The sequence below is a fragment of the Paenibacillus jiangxiensis genome (assembly GCF_046098255.1).
Classification (GTDB): Bacteria; Bacillota; Bacilli; order Paenibacillales; family Paenibacillaceae; genus Paenibacillus; species Paenibacillus jiagnxiensis.
In genome coordinates this window covers 233,481-252,685 of the sequence record NZ_JBJURI010000003.1, presented here as the reverse complement: position 1 = coordinate 252,685, position 19,205 = coordinate 233,481, and the positions used below count along the sequence as shown (strand labels likewise).

General features: G+C 49.0%; 20 protein-coding genes. 18 read left to right on the top strand and 2 right to left on the bottom strand.

The window, feature by feature from the left end:
• Positions 1–273 precede the first annotated feature (273 nt).
• The 3 genes from ACI1P2_RS04800 to ACI1P2_RS04790 all read left to right on the top strand — a co-directional run bounded on the left by ACI1P2_RS04800 (position 274) and on the right by ACI1P2_RS04790 (position 1,552).
• On the top strand, positions 274–444 hold the full coding sequence (locus ACI1P2_RS04800; RefSeq protein WP_355317345.1) for a hypothetical protein: 171 nt from the start codon (positions 274–276) through the stop codon (positions 442–444).
• Between the two features lie 3 nt (positions 445–447).
• Positions 448–894: a putative toxin-antitoxin system toxin component, PIN family gene (locus ACI1P2_RS04795; RefSeq protein ID WP_355317343.1), complete on the top strand. Its 447-nt coding sequence runs from the start codon at positions 448–450 to the stop codon at positions 892–894.
• Positions 895–1,048: 154 nt separating this feature from the next.
• On the top strand, positions 1,049–1,552 hold the full coding sequence (locus ACI1P2_RS04790) for a hypothetical protein (RefSeq protein WP_355317341.1): 504 nt from the start codon (positions 1,049–1,051) through the stop codon (positions 1,550–1,552).
• An 85-nt stretch (positions 1,553–1,637) separates the two neighbouring features.
• Here the strand turns inward: ACI1P2_RS04790 and ACI1P2_RS04785 are convergent, their stop codons facing one another.
• Entirely contained in the window at positions 1,638–2,066 is a 429-nt protein-coding gene (locus ACI1P2_RS04785) for an organic hydroperoxide resistance protein (protein ID WP_355317339.1), read from the bottom strand.
• 144 nt (positions 2,067–2,210) lie between these two features.
• Here ACI1P2_RS04785 and ACI1P2_RS04780 point away from each other — a divergent pair, with 144 nt between their 5' ends.
• A complete protein-coding gene (locus tag ACI1P2_RS04780) occupies positions 2,211–2,678 on the top strand; it encodes a MarR family winged helix-turn-helix transcriptional regulator (RefSeq protein WP_355317338.1) in 468 nt (155 codons plus the stop codon).
• A gap of 73 nt (positions 2,679–2,751) precedes the next feature.
• Here ACI1P2_RS04780 and psiE read toward each other — a convergent pair whose 3' ends face one another.
• Entirely contained in the window at positions 2,752–3,156 is a 405-nt protein-coding gene (gene psiE, locus ACI1P2_RS04775) for a phosphate-starvation-inducible protein PsiE (protein WP_355317336.1), read from the bottom strand.
• Positions 3,157–3,504: 348 nt separating this feature from the next.
• Between psiE and sucC the strand changes: the two genes are divergently transcribed.
• The 14 genes from sucC to fliJ all read left to right on the top strand — a co-directional run bounded on the left by sucC (position 3,505) and on the right by fliJ (position 19,168).
• Positions 3,505–4,665 carry an ADP-forming succinate--CoA ligase subunit beta gene (gene sucC / locus ACI1P2_RS04770; protein WP_355317334.1) on the top strand — a complete coding sequence of 387 codons (1,161 nt, stop codon included), beginning with the start codon at positions 3,505–3,507 and terminating at the stop codon, positions 4,663–4,665.
• Between the two features lie 57 nt (positions 4,666–4,722).
• Positions 4,723–5,652 (top strand): succinate--CoA ligase subunit alpha, encoded by a 930-nt coding sequence (gene sucD, locus ACI1P2_RS04765; RefSeq protein WP_355317332.1) that lies wholly within the window; start codon positions 4,723–4,725, stop codon positions 5,650–5,652.
• A gap of 194 nt (positions 5,653–5,846) precedes the next feature.
• Positions 5,847–6,962, top strand: coding sequence for a DNA-processing protein DprA (dprA, locus tag ACI1P2_RS04760; protein WP_355317330.1), 1,116 nt, complete (start codon positions 5,847–5,849; stop codon positions 6,960–6,962).
• Positions 6,963–7,055: 93 nt separating this feature from the next.
• Positions 7,056–9,161, top strand: coding sequence for a type I DNA topoisomerase (topA, locus tag ACI1P2_RS04755; protein WP_355317328.1), 2,106 nt, complete (start codon positions 7,056–7,058; stop codon positions 9,159–9,161).
• Positions 9,161–10,546, top strand: a complete 1,386-nt coding sequence (gene trmFO, locus ACI1P2_RS04750) for an FADH(2)-oxidizing methylenetetrahydrofolate--tRNA-(uracil(54)-C(5))-methyltransferase TrmFO (RefSeq protein WP_408976133.1) — start codon at positions 9,161–9,163, stop codon at positions 10,544–10,546. The genes topA and trmFO overlap by 1 nt, the downstream gene beginning before the upstream one ends.
• A 162-nt stretch (positions 10,547–10,708) precedes the next feature.
• A complete protein-coding gene (gene hslV / locus ACI1P2_RS04745) occupies positions 10,709–11,251 on the top strand; it encodes an ATP-dependent protease subunit HslV (RefSeq protein ID WP_355317324.1) in 543 nt (180 codons plus the stop codon).
• Between the two features lie 43 nt (positions 11,252–11,294).
• The gene (gene hslU / locus ACI1P2_RS04740; RefSeq protein ID WP_355317322.1) at positions 11,295–12,695 is read left to right on the top strand and encodes an ATP-dependent protease ATPase subunit HslU; all 1,401 of its coding nucleotides are present in this window, start codon (positions 11,295–11,297) and stop codon (positions 12,693–12,695) included.
• 426 nt (positions 12,696–13,121) lie between these two features.
• Positions 13,122–13,571: a flagellar basal body rod protein FlgC gene (gene flgC, locus ACI1P2_RS04735; protein ID WP_355317320.1), complete on the top strand. Its 450-nt coding sequence runs from the start codon at positions 13,122–13,124 to the stop codon at positions 13,569–13,571.
• Between the two features lie 37 nt (positions 13,572–13,608).
• Positions 13,609–13,923: a flagellar hook-basal body complex protein FliE gene (fliE, locus tag ACI1P2_RS04730; RefSeq protein WP_355317318.1), complete on the top strand. Its 315-nt coding sequence runs from the start codon at positions 13,609–13,611 to the stop codon at positions 13,921–13,923.
• A gap of 36 nt (positions 13,924–13,959) precedes the next feature.
• A complete protein-coding gene (gene fliF, locus ACI1P2_RS04725; RefSeq protein WP_355317316.1) occupies positions 13,960–15,543 on the top strand; it encodes a flagellar basal-body MS-ring/collar protein FliF in 1,584 nt (527 codons plus the stop codon).
• 14 nt (positions 15,544–15,557) lie between these two features.
• A complete protein-coding gene (gene fliG / locus ACI1P2_RS04720; RefSeq protein ID WP_355317314.1) occupies positions 15,558–16,574 on the top strand; it encodes a flagellar motor switch protein FliG in 1,017 nt (338 codons plus the stop codon).
• Positions 16,567–17,409, top strand: coding sequence for a FliH/SctL family protein (locus tag ACI1P2_RS04715; protein ID WP_355317313.1), 843 nt, complete (start codon positions 16,567–16,569; stop codon positions 17,407–17,409). Before fliG ends, ACI1P2_RS04715 begins: the two co-directional genes overlap by 8 nt.
• A complete protein-coding gene (gene fliI, locus ACI1P2_RS04710) occupies positions 17,396–18,715 on the top strand; it encodes a flagellar protein export ATPase FliI (protein WP_355317311.1) in 1,320 nt (439 codons plus the stop codon). Before ACI1P2_RS04715 ends, fliI begins: the two co-directional genes overlap by 14 nt.
• A 9-nt stretch (positions 18,716–18,724) precedes the next feature.
• Positions 18,725–19,168, top strand: coding sequence for a flagellar export protein FliJ (gene fliJ / locus ACI1P2_RS04705; RefSeq protein WP_355317310.1), 444 nt, complete (start codon positions 18,725–18,727; stop codon positions 19,166–19,168).
• Positions 19,169–19,205: the final 37 nt, after the last annotated feature.

The following is a 19,205-nucleotide window of genomic DNA, read 5'->3' as shown; positions in this document are numbered from 1 at the left end:
TTTTTGTCCCCTCTATACCTATTCCCTTCTGTGATTTTGAAAGAGGTCCCTGAAGATTAGTGGGGCAAACTATGATCGTAGCATCGCAAGCGGCAAAGAGTCTAAATATCATCGAGAGGTTTATTTACTATAGAAACAGTATAATCCCATCTGGTATAATATTCCTAGGGGGACTTTGAGCGAACATTCAAAAGTTACTCTATGAGTTTCTAGAATATTCCTGAATAATCTATCATACATTTTCCTTATCTTAATTGATAGGGAGTGATAGAAATGGCTGGGAAAAAAGGAGTGAAAAAGATGACTACAGTAGCTAATAAAAGCGCTAAGGTTACTGGTTGGAGACAAATGAAGCAAATTGCTGAAAACTCAATGAAGAAAAATGGAATTACTATTGATGAGGTGAGAAATGAATTAAAGAAAATTAGAGCTAGTCGTGATTAAAGCATGGATTTGGTCGTTGTAGATACAAATGTTTTCGTTAATGCAATATTCTCTGATTATTTTAAAGACGACGAACGGATAATTGACCTGGAGGAAAACGAGCAGATTAGATTTGCTTTCTCTGAGATTACAAAGAATGAACTATATAAAATCTTTGCCCGTACTATAGATCAGCAGAATGTCTTTGAATGTGCTGTCTTTTTTGAAACATTATATAACATCATTGAAAGATCTGTTTATATATCCAACCCTCCGAAACTTGAAAGGATATCATCGGATAAAGGGGATCAGCCGTTTATTGAGTTGGCGGTAGCGGCAAGGGCATCATACTTAATAACAAACGATTTCAGCAATGGCTTGCTCAAGTTGAGAACTTATAACAACGTAGAAATATTAACCCCAACAAGCTATATAAAGAAATACATAAGGGAGAATCGAAAAGCTAAATAGTTTGTATTTTAGAGCCACTATTATGATAAGTGGCTTTTTTATTAGTGTAGTGACTGATCAGTGACTAATATAGCAGAAAGCAGTTAACAGGGATATTTGGCGCAATGAATTGTCCACAAAGGAGACTGAAATGAGGCGGTACATCGGCTTTTTTGTGCTTATTGCACTGGCTCTCTTTATGCTCGGCTGCAACCAAAGAGAAGTGACCGGAGACGAAAAAACAGCAAAAGAATTCGTAGAAGGCCAGGAGTATAGAGTGATTTCTCTTTTAGGACTGCTGGATCAGTATAGGTTCAGTAAAAGCATGCTTTATGGACCGGATACAACTCCTTATCAGCAAATTTGGTCTAAGCAGGGAGCTAAGCCCGAGCGTTATTTTGGCCGAAAAATCTCCGTATATGGATTCGTTGTCGCAAATCATCCCTTGGAAAAACAATATAATGCCAAAACAAGATTGTATATCATGCTTGCTGACGGAAAGGTGATTGGCGGTTATTCCTTCCCGGATATTGAGGGTCTGGTGGGCAGTGTCTATTCATCAGATGGCAAGACGCTTGAGGAAATGACAGCGAAATATTCAATAACTAAATATAGCCAATGGACAAAGAACCCTCCATCCAACGGATATGAGGGTTCTTTGTCCATTATATATAAATGAACTGAGGTCGCGCTGCCTGAATTGTGGAGTGAGGGGGCAGTACGGCACATTCAGGAATTTTTTTAGCTTGTGTGTGGAACCGGGATTAAAGAACGTTAAATTCAACCACAATATTACCACGTGTCGCGCGGGAATAAGGGCACACCTGGTGGGCTTCTTCGACCAGTTTGGAAGCAGTTTCATGGTCGACACCCTTCACTAGCACATCCATCTTCACGGCGATGCCGAAGCCTCCGTCTTCAACTTTGCCAAAAGAGACGGTAGTGTTAATTTCTGTGCCTTCGTGCTTGATCCGCTGTGTGCGTGCTACCAGATTAAGGGCGCTGTCGAAGCATGCGCCGTAGCCTGCGGCGAACAGCTGCTCAGGGTTGGTACCGTTTCCGCCTGCACCGCCCATTTCTTTTGGAGTACGAACATCAAGCCGGAGCTCAGGGGAAGAAGATTCTACGTAGCCTTCACGGCCGCCTACAGCTTTTACAGTGGTTTCATACATTTTTTGTTGGATTGTCATCATTTCAAATCAACTACCTCTCAAATATATTTTACACAACTTAAATTAACACAATAAAAATATGTTGTAAATATATTTTTTGAAATTTATATGCTTCTTTTTTTAATTTTGTGATAAAATAATGACGAAAGTAGGTGAATGACAGACATGGAAAGCAACACTGCAGATCAAGTTTTGAAATTAGAGAATCAGCTTTGTTTTACCATATATGCCTGCTCACGTGAGATCACGAAGCTGTACCAGCCTTATCTCGAGCAGTTGGGCGTTACTTATTCGCAATATCTGGTGCTTATCGTTCTATGGGAAAGAGGACAGTGTACGGTGAAGGAGCTGGGGGAGGCGCTGTATCTGGATTCGGGTACCTTGACTCCGCTATTGAAGAGACTTCAGACAGCAGGTCTTATTCATCGTGAACGGTCAGCCCAGGATGAACGCAAGGTGCTGATTACCTTGACGGATGCTGGCAGCCAATTAAGACATGAGGCGTTGAGCATCCCTAATTCAATCGGTGGTAAAATTTGCAAAGACACCGAGGAGTTCAGATCACTGCTGGAGCAGTTCAACCATCTGCTGAACAGAGTGCACCAATACAATAAGGACAACTGCAACAAGTAATCTCTGTGAGAGGTATCTGATTTGATCAGTCCCGGATGAACCGGGACTTTTTTGTGTTTGGGTAAGTTACTCGTCAGCTCCCGCCTTTTTTGCGGAGATCTGCAATAAATAATGTGACCACCATGATCAGGATGGCCCCTGAGTATAGAACGGTGTCCGTCGGATTTTTATGGTCCACAATAATGAGCCGTACGATGGCTGTAATACCGATATAGATAAAATAACGAAGCGGAAAATGAAAGCGGGCTTCAAAATATTTAATGATCAAGGCTATAAATTCGAAATACAGGAAAAAGTTAAGTATGCTTTCCAGCAGCTTGATCGTCGCGGCTCCGTCAGAGTTGAAAATAATCTGGTAAATGGTAAAGGTCTCTTTTACGAGAAAGATGGAGAGGATGAGAGCCAGCAGAGTTAAAAGGACATTGAGTACCCATTGCAGAAACAACGGCACATAGCTGAATTTGCTATCCATTTTCATAACAAGCACTCCTCCGATCAATTGAATAATACCTTTAATGTTAATATTGAATTTTTTCAACGAGAACATGTAAGCATCAGAAAAATTCCGTCCCGAACGAAAAAATTTCATGAAACAGGTAAAATACCAGGGAAGTTTGAATAAAATGAAACTGTAAGGGGTTATGATCTGTTTTACATATTTATCCAAATATTCGCTTTTAGGAATGATACTGATATAAAAATGCTTGCATTTCATCTGTCTATTTTTAAGGAAAGCGTTTTAAAAACATGTTACAATGATGTGGGTTTATATCAGATTTCCTTGTAAACCGCCTTGCTGCAGTCATGTTGATAGGAGGATTCGAGAATGAATATCCATGAATATCAAGGTAAAGAAGTTTTAAAACAGTATGGGGTAGTGGTTCCGAACGGCAAAGTCGCCTATACGGTGGAAGAAGCGGTAGAGGCCGCCAAATCCCTTGGAAGCGCTGTTACAGTAGTGAAGGCACAAATCCATGCCGGCGGACGCGGTAAAGCCGGCGGCGTGAAGGTGGCGAAAAGCCTTGATGAGGTGCAGACCTATGCTTCCGAAATTCTCGGAAAAGTACTGGTTACTCATCAGACAGGCCCGGAAGGGAAAGAGGTTAAGCGCCTCTTGATTGAAGAAGGCTGTGACATCCGTAAGGAATACTACGTAGGTGTTGTGGTTGACCGGGCTACCGGACGTGTCGTCATGATGGCATCCGAGGAAGGCGGTACGGAAATCGAAGAGGTGGCGGCAGCCACTCCGGAGAAAATTTTCAAGGAAGTCATCGATCCGGCCATCGGCTTGCAGACGTTCCAGGCCCGGAAGCTGGCTTACAGCATCAATATTCCGAATGAGCTGGTGAACAAGGCTGCCCAGTTTATGATGGGATTGTATGCGGCATTTGTCGACAAGGACTGCTCCATTGCCGAGATCAATCCGCTGGTGGTAACCGGCGACGGCAACGTTATGGCGCTGGACGCCAAGCTGAACTTTGACTCCAACGCGCTGTTCCGCCATAAGGACATTCAGGCGCTGCGCGATCTGGACGAGGAAGATGAGAAGGAAATTGAAGCTTCCAAATTCGATCTGAGCTACATCGCCCTTGACGGCAACATCGGCTGTATGGTCAACGGTGCAGGCCTCGCTATGGCGACGATGGACATTATCAAATATTACGGCGGCGATCCGGCCAACTTCCTTGATGTAGGGGGCGGTGCTACAACGGAGAAGGTTACGGAAGCGTTCAAAATTATTTTGTCCGATCCTAAGGTGGAAGGCATCTTCGTCAACATCTTCGGGGGCATTATGCAGTGTGATATCATTGCAAATGGTGTCGTGGAAGCGGCGAAGCAGGTTGGCCTGAACCAGCCGCTGGTTGTGCGTCTGGAAGGCACCAATGTGGAACTCGGCAAACAGATTTTGTCCGAATCCGGCCTGAATATCGTTTCTGCGGATTCGATGGCGGACGGGGCACAGAAGATTGTTTCGCTCGTGAAGTAAGCTATATACATTTTTGCATTCCGGATGAAAGAATAATAGATAGGGGATGTGAGCAGCGTGAGTATTTTGGTCGACAAAAATACAAAAGTCATTACGCAAGGGATTACAGGGAAAACGGCATTGTTTCATGCTAAGGGAGCCCTTGATTATGGAACACAGATGGTCGGCGGCACCTCGCCGGGCAAAGGCGGCACGGAAGTGGAGATTACGCTGGAGAACGGCAGCACAGTAAAGCTGCCTGTCTTCAACACGGTTGAAGAGGCCAAAGCGAAGACTGGAGCTACTGCCAGCGTTATTTATGTACCGCCGGCTTTCGCGGCGGATTCCATCATGGAAGCGGTAGACGCGGAGATGGAGCTTGTGATCTGTATCACCGAGGGAATTCCGGTAATGGATATGATCAAGGTAAAGCGGTTTATGGAAGGCAAGAAGACCGTCCTGATCGGACCCAACTGTCCTGGGGTTATCACACCTGGCGAGTGCAAAATCGGCATTATGCCCGGGTATATTCACATGCCTGGCCATGTGGGCGTCGTCTCCCGCAGCGGCACCCTTACTTATGAGGCTGTACATCAGCTGACTACACGCGGTATCGGCCAATCCTCTGCTGTAGGCATTGGTGGGGACCCGGTAAAAGGGTCTGAATTTATTGACATTTTGCGCCGCTTTAACGAAGATCCGCAGACACATGCTGTCATTATGATCGGTGAAATCGGCGGAACGGCGGAAGAAGAAGCGGCAGAATGGATCAAAGAAAATATGACCAAGCCTGTTGTCGGCTTTATCGGCGGCGTAACTGCTCCTCCGGGCAAACGGATGGGCCACGCGGGTGCGATTATTTCCGGCGGCAAGGGTACAGCGAAGGAAAAGATCGAGAAACTGGAATCATGCGGCATTAAAGTCGCTCCAACTCCTTCCGAAATGGGCTCAACTCTGGTCAGCGTATTGGAAGAGCGGGGTATTCTCAACCTCTGCACGACACATTAATAGACTTGAACAATCCGGTTTTTACTGGTATATAATGTAGTAAAGGTAAGCAACCTTTTTGTTTCCGCATGCGGGAATGAAAAGGTTGCTTTTTTGGCGTTTTCATTTTTTTGGAGAGGAAACGCTTGCAAAAAAATGATCTCTGTCACAAAATAGGGAGGGCACAGCCTTCCCTTTTAGGGAGGAAACGGAAAATGGATGAACGTCAGGTGTTAGTCGGGCTAACCATGCTGCAGGGGGTGGGCCGCAGAACGGTCAGCCGCATTTTTTCCAGCGGAATCAGGCTGTATGATCTGTTTGATTTCAGGGAGACGGAGTGGGCGGGGATCGGACTGTCGGCGGAGTTGGCACGGCAATCCTCAGCCCTGTTTACAAAGGATTGGGTCACACAGCAGTGGTTGAAGGTTCAGCAGGAGGGTATTGGTGTTATTACTTATCTGGATGATGATTATCCTGTATTAATGAAGGAAACTTCCGATCCGGCATGGGTTGTGTATTTCCTTGGCGACAGATCATTGCTGGATTCCGTATCGGTAGCTATGGTGGGTACTCGCGTGCCTACTGCCTACGGCCGGAAAATGGCGGAGATGCTGGCGGAGGAGCTGTGTGCGAACGGGTATACGATTGTCAGCGGGATGGCGAGAGGGATCGACAGCATCTGCCATGAAGCCGCGCTTCGCTGCGGCGGCAGCACACTTGCTGTGCTGGGCACGGCGATCGACGTTGCATATCCTCTGGAAAATACATCATTATATAAAGAGATTATCCGCAAGGGGCTCGTCGTCTCCGAGTATCCCCCTGGGACGAAATCGCATCCCGGCTTGTTTCCACAGCGCAATCGCATCATTGCCGGACTGACCCGGGGAACACTCGTTGTGGAAGCTGATATTCGCAGCGGTTCGCTGATTACAGCCGATGCTGCCCTGGAGGCGGGCAGGGATGTTTTCGCGGTGCCTGGGCCTGTTACATCGCCGAAAAGCCGGGGCACCTTGAATTTAATCAAGCAAGGAGCTAAGCTGGTTACTGAAGCTTCCGATATCATCGAGGAGTATGGCATGTGGACTGCTGCCGTTGTGGAGTCAGATCTGACATCTGCGTCTGATGCAGGGAATCCGGGCGGTCTTTTGCGGCAGATCTATTCTTCTGATGAAGAACGGATTATTGAACTTCTGGAGCAGGCGACCTTTACGGTGGATGAGCTGCTGACGGCGACCGGCTGGGATTTTGGACTTTTGCACTCAGTTCTGTTATCGTTAATCATAAAAAAAAGGGTCACTCAGCTTCCGGGTCTGAAATATGAGTTAATTTAATCAGCCATAACGATATTAACTATACATGGATAGGCACTGCTGAATAACGCCTAAATGAAAAAGCAAGACCAGTAATTGAGAGGAGGATGGTTTGTGGCGGATTCACTCGTCATTGTGGAATCGCCTTCCAAGGCGAAAACGATCGGCAAGTATTTAGGCAGCAAATATATCGTCAAAGCTTCAATGGGGCATGTCCGGGATTTGCCTAAAAGCCAGATCGGGGTTGAAGTGGAGAACGACTTCAATCCGAAATATATAACCATACGCGGTAAAGGCTCTATTTTGAAGGAATTAAAGGATGCCAGTAAAAAAGTGAAAAAAGTCTATCTGGCAGCTGACCCTGACCGCGAAGGAGAGGCCATTGCCTGGCATTTGGCGCATGCGCTGGAGCTGGATGACAAGGCAGACTGCCGTGTCGTATTTAATGAAATAACAAAGCAGGCGGTCAAGGATGCGTTTAAAACACCTCGCAAAATCAATATGGACCTGGTGAACGCCCAGCAGGCACGGCGGATTTTGGACCGTCTCGTCGGTTATAAAATCAGCCCGCTGCTGTGGAAAAAAGTGAAGAAGGGTCTGTCAGCCGGACGCGTGCAGTCCGTTGCGGTCAAGATCATCCTGGACCGGGAAAATGAAATCAGCGAGTTTGTACCGGAGGAGTACTGGACGATCACAGCCCGCTTGTCTGTGAACGACAGCAGCTTCGAGGCCAAATTCCACAGGCTGAACGGGGAGAAAAAGGAGCTTGCGAGCGAGGCGGATGTCAAAGAGGTATTGGCAGCCATCGGAAATGCTTCCTTCTCGGTCATTAGCGTGAAAGAGAAAGAGCGGCTCCGCAACCCGTCGCCGCCCTTTACAACCAGCTCGCTGCAGCAGGAGGCGGCACGCAAACTGAATTTCCGCGCCTCCAAAACAATGTCCGTCGCCCAGCAGCTGTATGAAGGCGTTGAGCTCGGCAAGGAAGGCACGGTCGGTCTCATTACCTACATGCGTACCGACTCGACACGTATCGCCGCTTCGGCGCAGGATGAGGCCAAAGAATACATTACGGGCAAATTCGGAGAGTCTTATGTTCCTGAGAGCCCTCGCCAATATTCGAAAAAAGCAGCCAATGCGCAGGACGCCCATGAAGCCATTCGCCCGACCTCCACGCTGCGTGACCCAGACTCGATGAAGCCGTATTTAAGCAGGGACCAACTGCGCTTATACAAGCTGATATGGGAAAGATTCATGGCAAGCCAAATGTCATCGGCCATTATGGATACTCTTTCTGTAGATATCGAGGCAGGCTCGACCGTATTTCGTGCAGCGGGCTCCAAAGTGCGGTTTCCCGGATTTATGAAGGTATACGTCGAAGGCAATGATGACGGGAACACCGAAGAGGAGAAGCTGCTGCCGCCGCTTGCGGAAGGGGATAAGCTGAAGACGGAAGAGATTGAGCCGAAGCAGCATTTTACGCAGCCTCCGCCCCGGTATACGGAAGCACGGCTCGTAAAGACGCTTGAAGAGCTTGGGATCGGACGTCCGAGCACATATGCCCCGACGCTTGAAACCATTCAAAAGCGGGGTTACGTGGCTATAGAAGAGAAGAAATTTATGCCTACCGAGCTCGGAGAACTGGTCATTGAGCAAATGGAGCAGTTTTTCCCCGAAATTCTGAACGTGGAATTCACCGCCAATATGGAGGAGGATCTGGACCATGTGGAGGAAGGGGAAGAGGACTGGGTCAAGGTGCTCAACGATTTCTATGAATCCTTTGAGAAGCGGCTGGAGGTAGCCGAGGAAGAAATGAAGGAGATTGAAATCGAGGACGAAGTGTCTGATGAGGTATGCGATAAATGCGGCAAGCCCATGGTATACAAGCTCGGGAGATTCGGGAAGTTTCTTGCTTGCTCAGGGTTCCCGGATTGCCGAAACACGAAGCCGATCGTAAAAGATATCGGTGTAACATGCCCGACCTGCAAGGAAGGCAGTGTTGTTGAACGGCGCAGCAAGAAGGGGCGCATTTTCTATGGGTGCACCCGTTATCCGGAATGTGACTTTGTGTCCTGGGATAAGCCTTCTGTCAAGCCTTGCCCGAATTGCGGCAGTCTGATGGTGGAGAAACGGAACAAACAGGGAACGAAGCTGCAATGCACGTCCTGCGATCACACGGAAATGGTTGAAGAGAACGACGATGCTGTAGAAGAGACGATATAATCAGCCCAGGAAAATGGAAGACAACAAAGCAGGGGGATATTGAAGTGGTGGATGTACAAAAGGTAACCGTCATAGGTGCAGGTTTGGCCGGAAGCGAAGCTGCCTGGCAAATCGCAAGCCGGGGCGTGCCTGTCCGATTATACGAAATGCGTCCGGTGGTCAAAACACCGGCGCATCATACAGATAAATTCGCCGAACTGGTCTGCAGCAATTCGCTGCGGGCCAACGGCCTGACCAATGCGGTCGGTGTGCTGAAGGAAGAGATGAGAATGCTGAACTCGCTCATTCTGGGAGCGGCTGACCGCAATGCTGTCCCTGCCGGAGGAGCCCTTGCAGTGGACCGTGACGGCTTTTCCGGGGAGGTTACGCGCACGCTTCACCATCACCCGCTGATTGAGGTCGTGAACGAGGAGCTCCAGGAAATCCCGCAGGAAGGGATCGTCGTTGTGGCGACAGGACCTTTGACTTCGCCAGCTCTTTCCGAGCAGATCAAAGCAATGATGGGGGAAGAGTATTTTTATTTCTACGACGCTGCTGCCCCGATTGTAGAGAAGGACTCCATTGATATGAGCAAGGTATACCTTGCCTCCCGTTATGATAAGGGAGAGGCGGCTTATCTCAACTGCCCGATGAATGAAGAGGAGTTTAACGCTTTTTATGATGCGCTGATCACGGCGGAAGTGGCGCAGGTGAAAGAGTTTGAGAAAGAGATTTATTTTGAGGGCTGCATGCCGATTGAAGTGATGATGAAGCGCGGGAAGCAAACGGCTCTGTTCGGGCCGATGAAGCCAGTCGGCCTCGTCAATCCGCATACAGGCACACTACCCCACGCGGTTGTACAGCTGCGCCAGGATAATGCGGCAGGAACACTTTACAATCTGGTAGGCTTCCAAACCCATCTCAAATGGGGGGAGCAGAAGCGTGTGTTTTCCATGATTCCGGGCCTTGAGAATGCCGAATTTGTGCGTTACGGGGTTATGCACCGCAATACCTTTATCAATTCCCCCAAGCAGTTGGATGCCACCTACGAGTTTAAGGGACGCAGCGGGCTGTTCTTTGCCGGCCAGATGACAGGCGTTGAGGGTTATGTGGAGTCCGCAGCCTCCGGCCTGCTGGCCGGAATCAATGCCGCCCGGGCGGCACAGGGACAAGAGCTGCTTGTTTTCCCAGCGGACACGACCCTTGGAAGCATGGCCCGTTATATTACGACAGCTGATTTCAAGCACTTCCAGCCGATGAACGCCAACTTCGGCCTATTTCCAAAGCTGGAAGCCCGCATCCGCAACAAGAAAGACAAAAACGAAGCTCTGGCCCAGCGTGCGCTGAACAGCATCAGAAGCTATATCCGGGACGCATACGTCGTGCCTGCTGGCCAGGAAGCGTAAAGACATACGTTTAAAAGAAGATAGACCACAGTTAGGGGAAGTTTTTCTTGCGATTATAGAATGGTTCAGCTTTGCTGACAATATATAAATTCTATAATCCTAAAATATACGGGGCTGCTGCATGAATTGTGCAGCGGCCTCAGCCATAAAGGAGGGCGCCATATGGACATGTCATTTCATGCGACTACGATTTGTGCGGTTCGCCATAACGGCAAGGGTGCGATTGCCGGAGACGGTCAAGTGACATTCGGCAACAACGTAGTGATGAAGCAGACAGCCAAAAAGGTAAGAAGATTATACCGGGGACAGGTGGTCGCCGGTTTCGCTGGTTCGGTCGCCGACGCCATCACCCTTTTTGAAAAATTCGAGGGCAAGCTGGAGGAGCACCACGGGAATTTGCAGAGAGCTGCCGTTGAACTGGCCAAGGACTGGCGGCAGGACCGCATTCTGCGCAAACTTGAAGCTCTTATGATTGTTATGGATAAAAGCGGAATGCTGCTTATTTCGGGCGGCGGAGAAATTATAGAGCCTGACGACGATGTGTTAGCTATTGGGTCAGGGGGCAATTTTGCGCTGGCCGCCGCCCGTGCTTTGAAGCGTCATGGAAGTGGCCTTGAAGCTGCGGATATGGCGCGGGAAGCGCTTCAGGTGGCTTCAGAAATTTGTGTGTACACGAACAGCAATATCATTGTGGAAGAGCTTTAATATAGATATTGGCTTTGAGTACTCAGGGGCTGGAGGAATGGATATGAATAATCAAGCTTTAACACCGAAACAGATTGTCGCTGAATTGGATAAATATATCGTTGGGCAAAAGCAGGCCAAAAAGTCGGTAGCCGTGGCGCTGCGCAACCGCTACCGCCGCAGCAAGTTGGCTGAGGATATCCGGGATGAGATTGTGCCCAAAAATATCCTGATGATCGGGCCGACAGGCGTCGGCAAGACAGAGATCGCCCGCAGGCTCGCCCGGCTGGTCGGAGCCCCTTTTGTCAAGGTGGAAGCCACGAAGTTTACAGAGGTCGGTTATGTGGGACGTGACGTGGAATCCATGGTGCGGGATCTGATCGAAACCTCCATACGCATGGTTAGAGCAGAACGTACCGAAAAGGTGAAGGATAGGGCGGAAGAGCTGGCCAATGATCGAATTGTGCAAATCCTTGTGCCAGGCAGCCGCAGCGGCAAGAGCCAGCGCAATCCTTTCGAAATGCTGTTTGGGGGTAATGCCGGCCAGTCCCAGGATGAGGAGCCGGAGCAGCAGGATGGAACGGTGCTGGAGAAACGGCGCAAGGTGAAGTTTGATTTGCTTTCCGGGAATCTGGAGAATGAAGTGATTGAAATCGAGGTTGAAGATACCGCTCCCAATATGTTTGATATGTTCGCCGGTCAAGGCAATGAGCAGATGGGCATGAACATGCAGGAGATGTTTGGCAGCCTGCTGCCGAAAAGAATGAAGAAGCGCAAGCTGACTATTAAGGAGGCGCGCAAGGTGCTGATTCAGGAAGAAGCAGCCAAGCTGATCGATATGGACGATGTCATTCAGGAGTCTGTTACCCGTGCCGAACAATCAGGAATTATATTTATTGACGAAATCGACAAAATCGCAACCCAAGGCAAAGGAAGCGGTCCGGATGTGTCACGTGAAGGGGTACAGCGTGATATTCTTCCGATTGTAGAAGGCTCGACGATCATGACGAAGTATGGCCCGGTAAAAACGGACTATATTCTGTTTATCGCCGCAGGCGCCTTTCATGTGGCCAAACCTTCGGATCTTATTCCTGAGCTGCAAGGTCGCTTCCCGATCCGGGTTGAACTGAGCAGTCTGACGCTGGAGGAGTTTGTCTCCATCCTGACGGAACCGCAGAATGCATTGACGAAGCAGTATGTGGATTTGCTGCGTACGGAGGATATTGAAATTGAATTCTCTGAAGCTGCGATCAGAGAAATTGCGAAAATTGCGGAAACTGTCAATAAAAACACCGAGAACATCGGTGCCCGCAGACTGCATACCATTCTGGAGAAGCTGCTTGAAGACCTTTCCTTTGAAGCGCCGGAATTGACGCTGGACCGAATGGTTATAACCCCGGAATATGTGAAGGAAAAGCTGGGGAATATTGCGGAGGACCGGGACTTAAGTCAGTATATCCTGTAAAGCAAATGGTTTTCATGCTTTGTTTGGGACCGACCAGCCGGATTTTGCGGGATAACGAAATTGCGTTGGTCAGCAAAAACGAGAGTAATGACCCGATTCTCTGGTAGGAAAAATGAGCTTGTAAAGGTGTTATGCGATAAAAAAAATCGATCACTTTCCCTAAAAAAGAACAAAATTTAACAAAATATCCTCTAAAAGCCCACTTTTTTCGAAAAGATAGGGCTTTTTTCTTATTGTAATTAGTCCCAAGTTCTACGAAACTTAGAATATACAAAAACATGGTAAATGTATCTACTTAAGTCCTAAAGAGACGTGTGTAAAAACGAAAAATATGGCATCTAAGAGAAACGGAAATATCGCAATTTGTTGAAAATGCTTTTTTTGTACATAAGAAGACATTTTCTGATATGGAAGGGAGAGAACAAAATGAAAATCAGCAACAGTTTTAGTATTAGTTCTTCAGCCCTAACTGCACAGCGTTTGCGGATGGATGTCATTTCGAGCAATATTGCGAATGCAGAAACCACCCGGGCGCAGGTAGTCAATGGGCAAGCGGTTCCGTATCGCAGAAAAATGGTGGTTCTTGAACCTAATCGACCCAGATTTTCCGATATGTTGAATGCGCAGATGAACGGAGGTACAACAGCATCGGGGGTCAAGGTTGCAGAGATTCAGGAAGACACGTCGCCGCTCAAGCCTGTCTACAACCCCGAGCATCCGGATGCGGATGCTAACGGTTATGTATATATGCCGAATGTGGATATTGCGAAGGAAATGGTGGATATGATCTCCGCGTCAAGGTCCTACGAGGCGAACGTCACGGCGCTGAACGCTTCAAAGGCCATGATCAGCAAAGCGTTAGAGATAGGAAAATGATCGCTAAGATCGCTTTATTAATGGAGGAGAGAAATAAATGATTCAAAACACAATGTTCAACATTCAGTCCCCATCGGTCCAGCAGACGGCATCCATGAACACTTCGAAGACAGAGGCGACTCCTGCGAAATCGCTGCGCCAGTTTGGCGACTACTTGGCGGATGCGCTGAATCAGGTGAACCAGCAGGAAATCAATTCACAGGAAATGTCCAATAAATTCCTGACAGGCCAGGTGGATGTTGACCAGGTAATGATTGCTTCTCAAGAGGCTTTGCTGTCATTGCAGTTCACTACCCAAATACGGAACAAAGCGATAGAAGCCTACCAAGAGATTATGCGTACGCAGCTTTAATCACAGAATTAGCAAAGTTTCGGATGGGGTGACACAGTGAACGAGAGAATAGCCCAGTATCGCGACAGGATTGTCGGATATTGGACCAATTTCAGCAAAAAACAAAAAATACTGCTCATTTCGACATTCGCATTTATCGTGCTTGCTGCCGCGGTACTGACCATGCAGTTCACAAAAACGGAATACGAGGTCGCTTTCCGGGACTTGAACAGCAATGATGCTGCGGCTGTTATTGAATATTTGAAATCGTCTGGCGTCCCTTATCAATTGAGTGCCAGCGGGACGGATATTTCCATTCCGAGCGCTTCTGCGGCGGAAGCCAAAGTTGCCGTCGGATCACAGGGGCTTATTCAGAATGGGTCGATTGGCCTGGGGGCTTTCGACCAGTCCTCAAATGCTATCGGCATGACCGAGAACGAATTCAATGTGAAGTACAACAACGCATTGAACGGGGAAGTACAGAAGCTGCTGGAACAGATGGAAGGTGTCAAGAGCGCTAAAGCCGTTATCAATCTCCCAAAGGAGAATATATTTGCGGGTCTGGAAGAGGAAGACAAAGCGTCGGCCTCCATTGTCATGCAGTTTGAGCCGGGGTTCCGGCCTTCTCAGGAAGCGATAGACGGTTACTTTAATTTGGTGAAAACGGCAGTTCCGAATCTGCCGGTTGAAAATATCACCATCACGAATAACGAATATGAGCTGATACCGACGGTGAAAGGCGGTCAGGGCGGCATTTCCAACGGTGTTCAGGAAAATATGGCATTGCAGAAAAAATTTGAAAGTGATGTCAGAACAAAAGTTGAACAATTTTTATCCCAATATGTAGGTGCTGACCGGATTCATGTGCTGGTAGCTTCCCAGCTTAATTTCGACAAGGTCACTTCAAAGGAGCAGCTGGTCACGCCGGTTGATCAGGACCGGATGAAAGGCATCGAAATCAGTACGCAGCAAACCTCGGAAACGACGTCAGGCTCAAGCGGCCAGACGGGAGGAGTTGCCGGTACGGGCCAGCAGGACGTTCCGGGTTATCCGGGCGGGTCTGCCGCGGGCACGAGCGAATCCGAGAAAACGTCCAGCACGATCAACTATGAAGTCAACAGAATCGCCAGAGACATTATCTCCAGCCCTTATACTGTAAAAGATTTAACCATTAACGTTGCAGTTGAAACAGGTTCGGGACAAACGGCTTTATCGCAGGCTCAAATTGCTGACATGGAAACGGTTCTTACGAATATTGTCGGCGCCTCATTGGCGAATTCTGGAACGCAATTCACACAGCAGCAGCTGGCGGCCAAAGTTAAAGTCATTAGTCAGACAGCATCGCCTGCACAACAGCCTGCGACATGGATGTCGCTTTCCAACCCATGGGTATGGGGGATCGGAGCTGCTGCGCTTGCACTGGTGGCCACCGCCATCATTCTGATTGTGCGGAACCGACGCAAACAGGCAGAGGAAGAGTATGAAGATGACCTGATCCTGCCTCCGCCGACGGAATTCCCATCAATCAGTCTGGAAAGTGTGACAAGTGAAGATCAAGTACGCAAACAGCTTGAAAGTCTGGCCAAGAAGAAGCCTGACGATTTCGTCAACCTGCTGCGTACATGGTTGGCTGACGAATAGAAGAGGTGAATGCATTGGCGAAGTCAAGCGGACATGGATTATCCGGAAGGCAGAAAGCGGCGATTCTGCTGATCACGCTTGGGCCGGAGGTATCCGCGCAAATATTCAAACACTTAAGAGATGATGAAATAGAACAGTTGACCTTGGAAATTGCCAATGTGAGGACGGTAGCAGCTTCCGAAAAGGACGCAATTATGACGGAGTTTCACCAGATTTGTTTGGCTCAGGAGTATATTTCGCAAGGCGGCATCAACTATGCCCGCGAGATTCTGGAGAAGGCGCTCGGTTCGCAAAAAGCAGTTGAAGTGATCAACAGGCTGACAGCGACGCTGCAAGTCAGACCGTTCGATTTTGCCAGAAAGGCCGATCCGAATCAGATTCTGAACTTTATCCAGAATGAAAACCCACAGACCATTGCTCTGGTGCTCTCTTATCTGCAGTTTGAGCAGGCTGCTGCCATCCTCTCTTCTCTCCCGCAGGAGAAACAGGCGGATGTGGCAAGAAGAGTGGCGGTGATGGACAGCACTTCGCCGGAGGTTATTGCCCAGGTTGAAAGAGTGCTGGAACAAAAGCTTTCTTCTACAGTAACCCAGGATTACACGAATGCTGGCGGCATCGAGTCCATCGTGCAAATTCTGAACGGGGTGGACCGCGGGACCGAGAGAACCATTCTGGACTCCCTGGAAATACAGGATCCCGAACTTGCCGAAGAAATCAAAAAGCGGATGTTCGTATTCGAGGATATCGTCAATGTGGACAACCGTTCCATTCAGCGTATTGTGCGCGATGTGGACAATGCCGATCTGCAGCTTGCGCTCAAAGTATCAAGCGAAGAAGTACGTGACGCCATTTTCCGCAATATGTCGAAACGAATGGCGGAAACCTTCAAGGAAGAAATGGAATTTATGGGCCCTGTCCGGCTGCGTGATGTGGAAGAGGCTCAGACACGTATCGTGGCCATAATCCGGAGACTTGAAGAAGCCGGAGAAATTATAATTGCCCGCGGCGGAGGAGATGACATCATTGTCTAATGTGATCAAGTCATTCCAGTATATCCCTGTCGAAACATTGAAGAAGCTTGAGCTAGCGCAGGTTTATCAGTCAACGGAAGCTGCTCATGAGGAGGAAGAAACAGCCTATGTGGAGCACCTTGAACCGCAAATCGACCGGGAAACCGAAAAGCTGAGAGAAGAGATCCTTTCGGATGCCAAGGAATTTGCCGAAAAGCAGGTCAGAGATGCAGCGGAGGAAGCGGAGCGCCTTCTTCAGGAGGCCCAGGAACAAATCAATGCCTGGTGGCAGGAAAAACGCGAGCAGGATGAACATCTGACGGAGGCTGTTAAGGCAGAAGGCTTTCAGCAGGGGTATGAGGAAGGGCAGCGGCTTGCTGAAGCGGAATGGCAGGCCAGATCGGATAAGATGATGGAAGAAGCACAAGAGGTGCTCCTTCATGCCTATGGGGTGAAAGAGCAGCTCATTCTGGAAGCAGAACCTTTTCTGGTGGAGATCAGCTGCGGAATTGCGGAAAAGGTCATTGACAGGCAGCTCAGCATCGAGCCGGATTACATGCTCGAGCTTATCCGCAAAAATCTGGCTCGTAAACGGGAGCAAGGGACGATTACCCTATGTGTTGCGCCCGCTCACTTCGCTTTCGTGAACGCCGCGCGCGAGGAGCTCTCCTTGGTGGTGGATTCGCAGGCCGAGCTGCAAATTATCCCCGATGGAACGGTAAAAGACAGGGGAGTGGTCATTCGTTCTGCATTCGGAAGCGTGGACGCCCGCATTGATACACAGCTTGCAGAAATCAAGAAGGAATTGCTGCGGGTAGCATTAGATAACGAGGAGCAAAGGCATGAAGGGGTTTGATTCCAGTCGTTATCTGGACCATTTGAGAAGTTTGGACCCAGTCAGGGTAAATGGGAAAGTCACTCAGGTCATAGGTCTGATGGTGGAGTCGGAAGGTCCTGACGCAAGCATCGGTGATGTCTGCTACATTTACCCGGGAAAAAGCGCTCAGCCGCTGCAGGCCGAGGTTGTCGGCTTCAGGGATAATAAAGTGCTGCTGATGCCGCTTGGCGAGCTGCACTCCATCGGTCCCGGCTGTGATGTCGTAGGGACGGGAAAACCTTTGAATATTCAGGTGGGTTCTGAGCTGCTGGGCAAGGTTCTGGACGGTCTGGGCCAGCCCTTGGACGGGTCCCTGATTCCTTCGCGCATGGCCAGATATTCAACATTCAACACCCCTCCGAATCCGTTGAACCGGCCGCGAGTTCAGGAGCCGATCAGCATCGGTGTTAGAGCGATTGATGGTCTGCTGACAGTGGGTAAGGGACAGCGTGTAGGTATTTTTGCAGGGTCCGGGGTTGGAAAGAGCACGCTGATGGGTATGATCGCGCGCAATACAGCTGCTGATGTCAATGTCATTGCGCTTGTCGGCGAACGGGGGCGTGAGGTGCTGGATTTCATTGAACGGGACCTCGGTCCTGAAGGTCTGGAAAGGTCTGTCGTCATTGTGGCCACTTCCGATCAGCCTGCGCTGATTCGCATCAAGGCGGCGCTGATCGCCACTACGGTCGCGGAATATTTCAGGGATCGGGGACTGAATGTGATGCTGATGATGGACTCCGTTACCCGTTATGCAATGGCGCAGCGTGAAGTCGGGTTGGCTGTAGGCGAACCGCCTGCGATGCGGGGCTATACACCGTCCGTATTCGCAAGCCTGCCCAAGCTTCTGGAGAGAGCGGGGACCGGCCCCGCGGGCTCCATTACCGCTTTTTACACCGTGCTGGTGGACGGGGACGATATGAATGAACCGATCGCGGACGCGGTGCGCGGTATTTTGGACGGTCATATTGTACTGAACCGCTCCATTGCCAACAAGGGCCATTTTCCCGCCATCGATGTGCTGGCCAGCATCAGCCGGGTCATGAAAGATATTGCGCCCAGGGAGCAAATTGAAGCATCCGAAAATGTTAAAAGACTGATGGCCGTGTACAAAGATTCGGAGGATTTGATCAACATCGGTGCCTACCAGCGCGGTACGAACGCCGAAATTGATGAATCGATCGACCGGATCAAGGATGTGTGGGATTTCACCCGGCAAAGGACAGATGAAAAAGTTGAATTGCAGGAAGTGCAGGAACGATTGATTTCCGAGTTTATGAGGAGTTGACCCTGAAAGATGAAGTTCCAGTATTCATTTCAGAAAGTCGTTGATTTAAAGTCAAATGAAAAGTCGCAGGCTGAATGGATGCTGTCAAGTGCATTAGGCAAGCTGCAATCCGAAGAACAAACGCTTCAGCAGCTCATCTCCGAAAAGGAGCGGGTATCACAAGCCATCCAGAGCGCAGCGGAAGCCTGTGTCCCGCTTTCCTCCATCCAGCAATTACAGGTTTATATCGGGCATCTGGAGCAATGCATTGAACGAAAAAACAAAGATGTCGAGCATGCACAGATGAATGTGCAAAGCAAACAGAGCATTTTGACCGATAAAATGATGGATGAGCAAGTTTGGCTTAAGGCAAGGGAGAAGGCAAAGGCAAGGTTTCAAAAGGAACTGCTGCTCCATGAACAGAACGAGCTGGATGAGCTGGCTTCCGTTCGCTATGCAATGAGAGCCCGCTAGAACGCTCTGGGATGATGGTTCTGCTTGAGGAGGAAGA

What these genes read in the sequence shown, in the direction of transcription:
- hslV (WP_355317324.1), top strand. Translation starts at nt 10,709, where the DNA reads ATGGACATGTCATTTCATGCGACTACGATTTGTGCGGTTCGCCATAAC.
- fliJ (WP_355317310.1), top strand. Translation starts at nt 18,725, where the DNA reads ATGAAGTTCCAGTATTCATTTCAGAAAGTCGTTGATTTAAAGTCAAAT.
- ACI1P2_RS04800 (WP_355317345.1), top strand. Translation starts at nt 274, where the DNA reads ATGGCTGGGAAAAAAGGAGTGAAAAAGATGACTACAGTAGCTAATAAA.
- psiE (WP_355317336.1), bottom strand. Translation starts at nt 3,156, where the DNA reads ATGAAAATGGATAGCAAATTCAGCTATGTGCCGTTGTTTCTGCAATGG.
- sucC (WP_355317334.1), top strand. Translation starts at nt 3,505, where the DNA reads ATGAATATCCATGAATATCAAGGTAAAGAAGTTTTAAAACAGTATGGG.
- ACI1P2_RS04785 (WP_355317339.1), bottom strand. Translation starts at nt 2,066, where the DNA reads ATGATGACAATCCAACAAAAAATGTATGAAACCACTGTAAAAGCTGTA.
- ACI1P2_RS04780 (WP_355317338.1), top strand. Translation starts at nt 2,211, where the DNA reads ATGGAAAGCAACACTGCAGATCAAGTTTTGAAATTAGAGAATCAGCTT.
- ACI1P2_RS04795 (WP_355317343.1), top strand. Translation starts at nt 448, where the DNA reads ATGGATTTGGTCGTTGTAGATACAAATGTTTTCGTTAATGCAATATTC.
- flgC (WP_355317320.1), top strand. Translation starts at nt 13,122, where the DNA reads ATGAAAATCAGCAACAGTTTTAGTATTAGTTCTTCAGCCCTAACTGCA.
- dprA (WP_355317330.1), top strand. Translation starts at nt 5,847, where the DNA reads ATGGATGAACGTCAGGTGTTAGTCGGGCTAACCATGCTGCAGGGGGTG.
- fliI (WP_355317311.1), top strand. Translation starts at nt 17,396, where the DNA reads ATGAAGGGGTTTGATTCCAGTCGTTATCTGGACCATTTGAGAAGTTTG.
- hslU (WP_355317322.1), top strand. Translation starts at nt 11,295, where the DNA reads ATGAATAATCAAGCTTTAACACCGAAACAGATTGTCGCTGAATTGGAT.
- fliE (WP_355317318.1), top strand. Translation starts at nt 13,609, where the DNA reads ATGATTCAAAACACAATGTTCAACATTCAGTCCCCATCGGTCCAGCAG.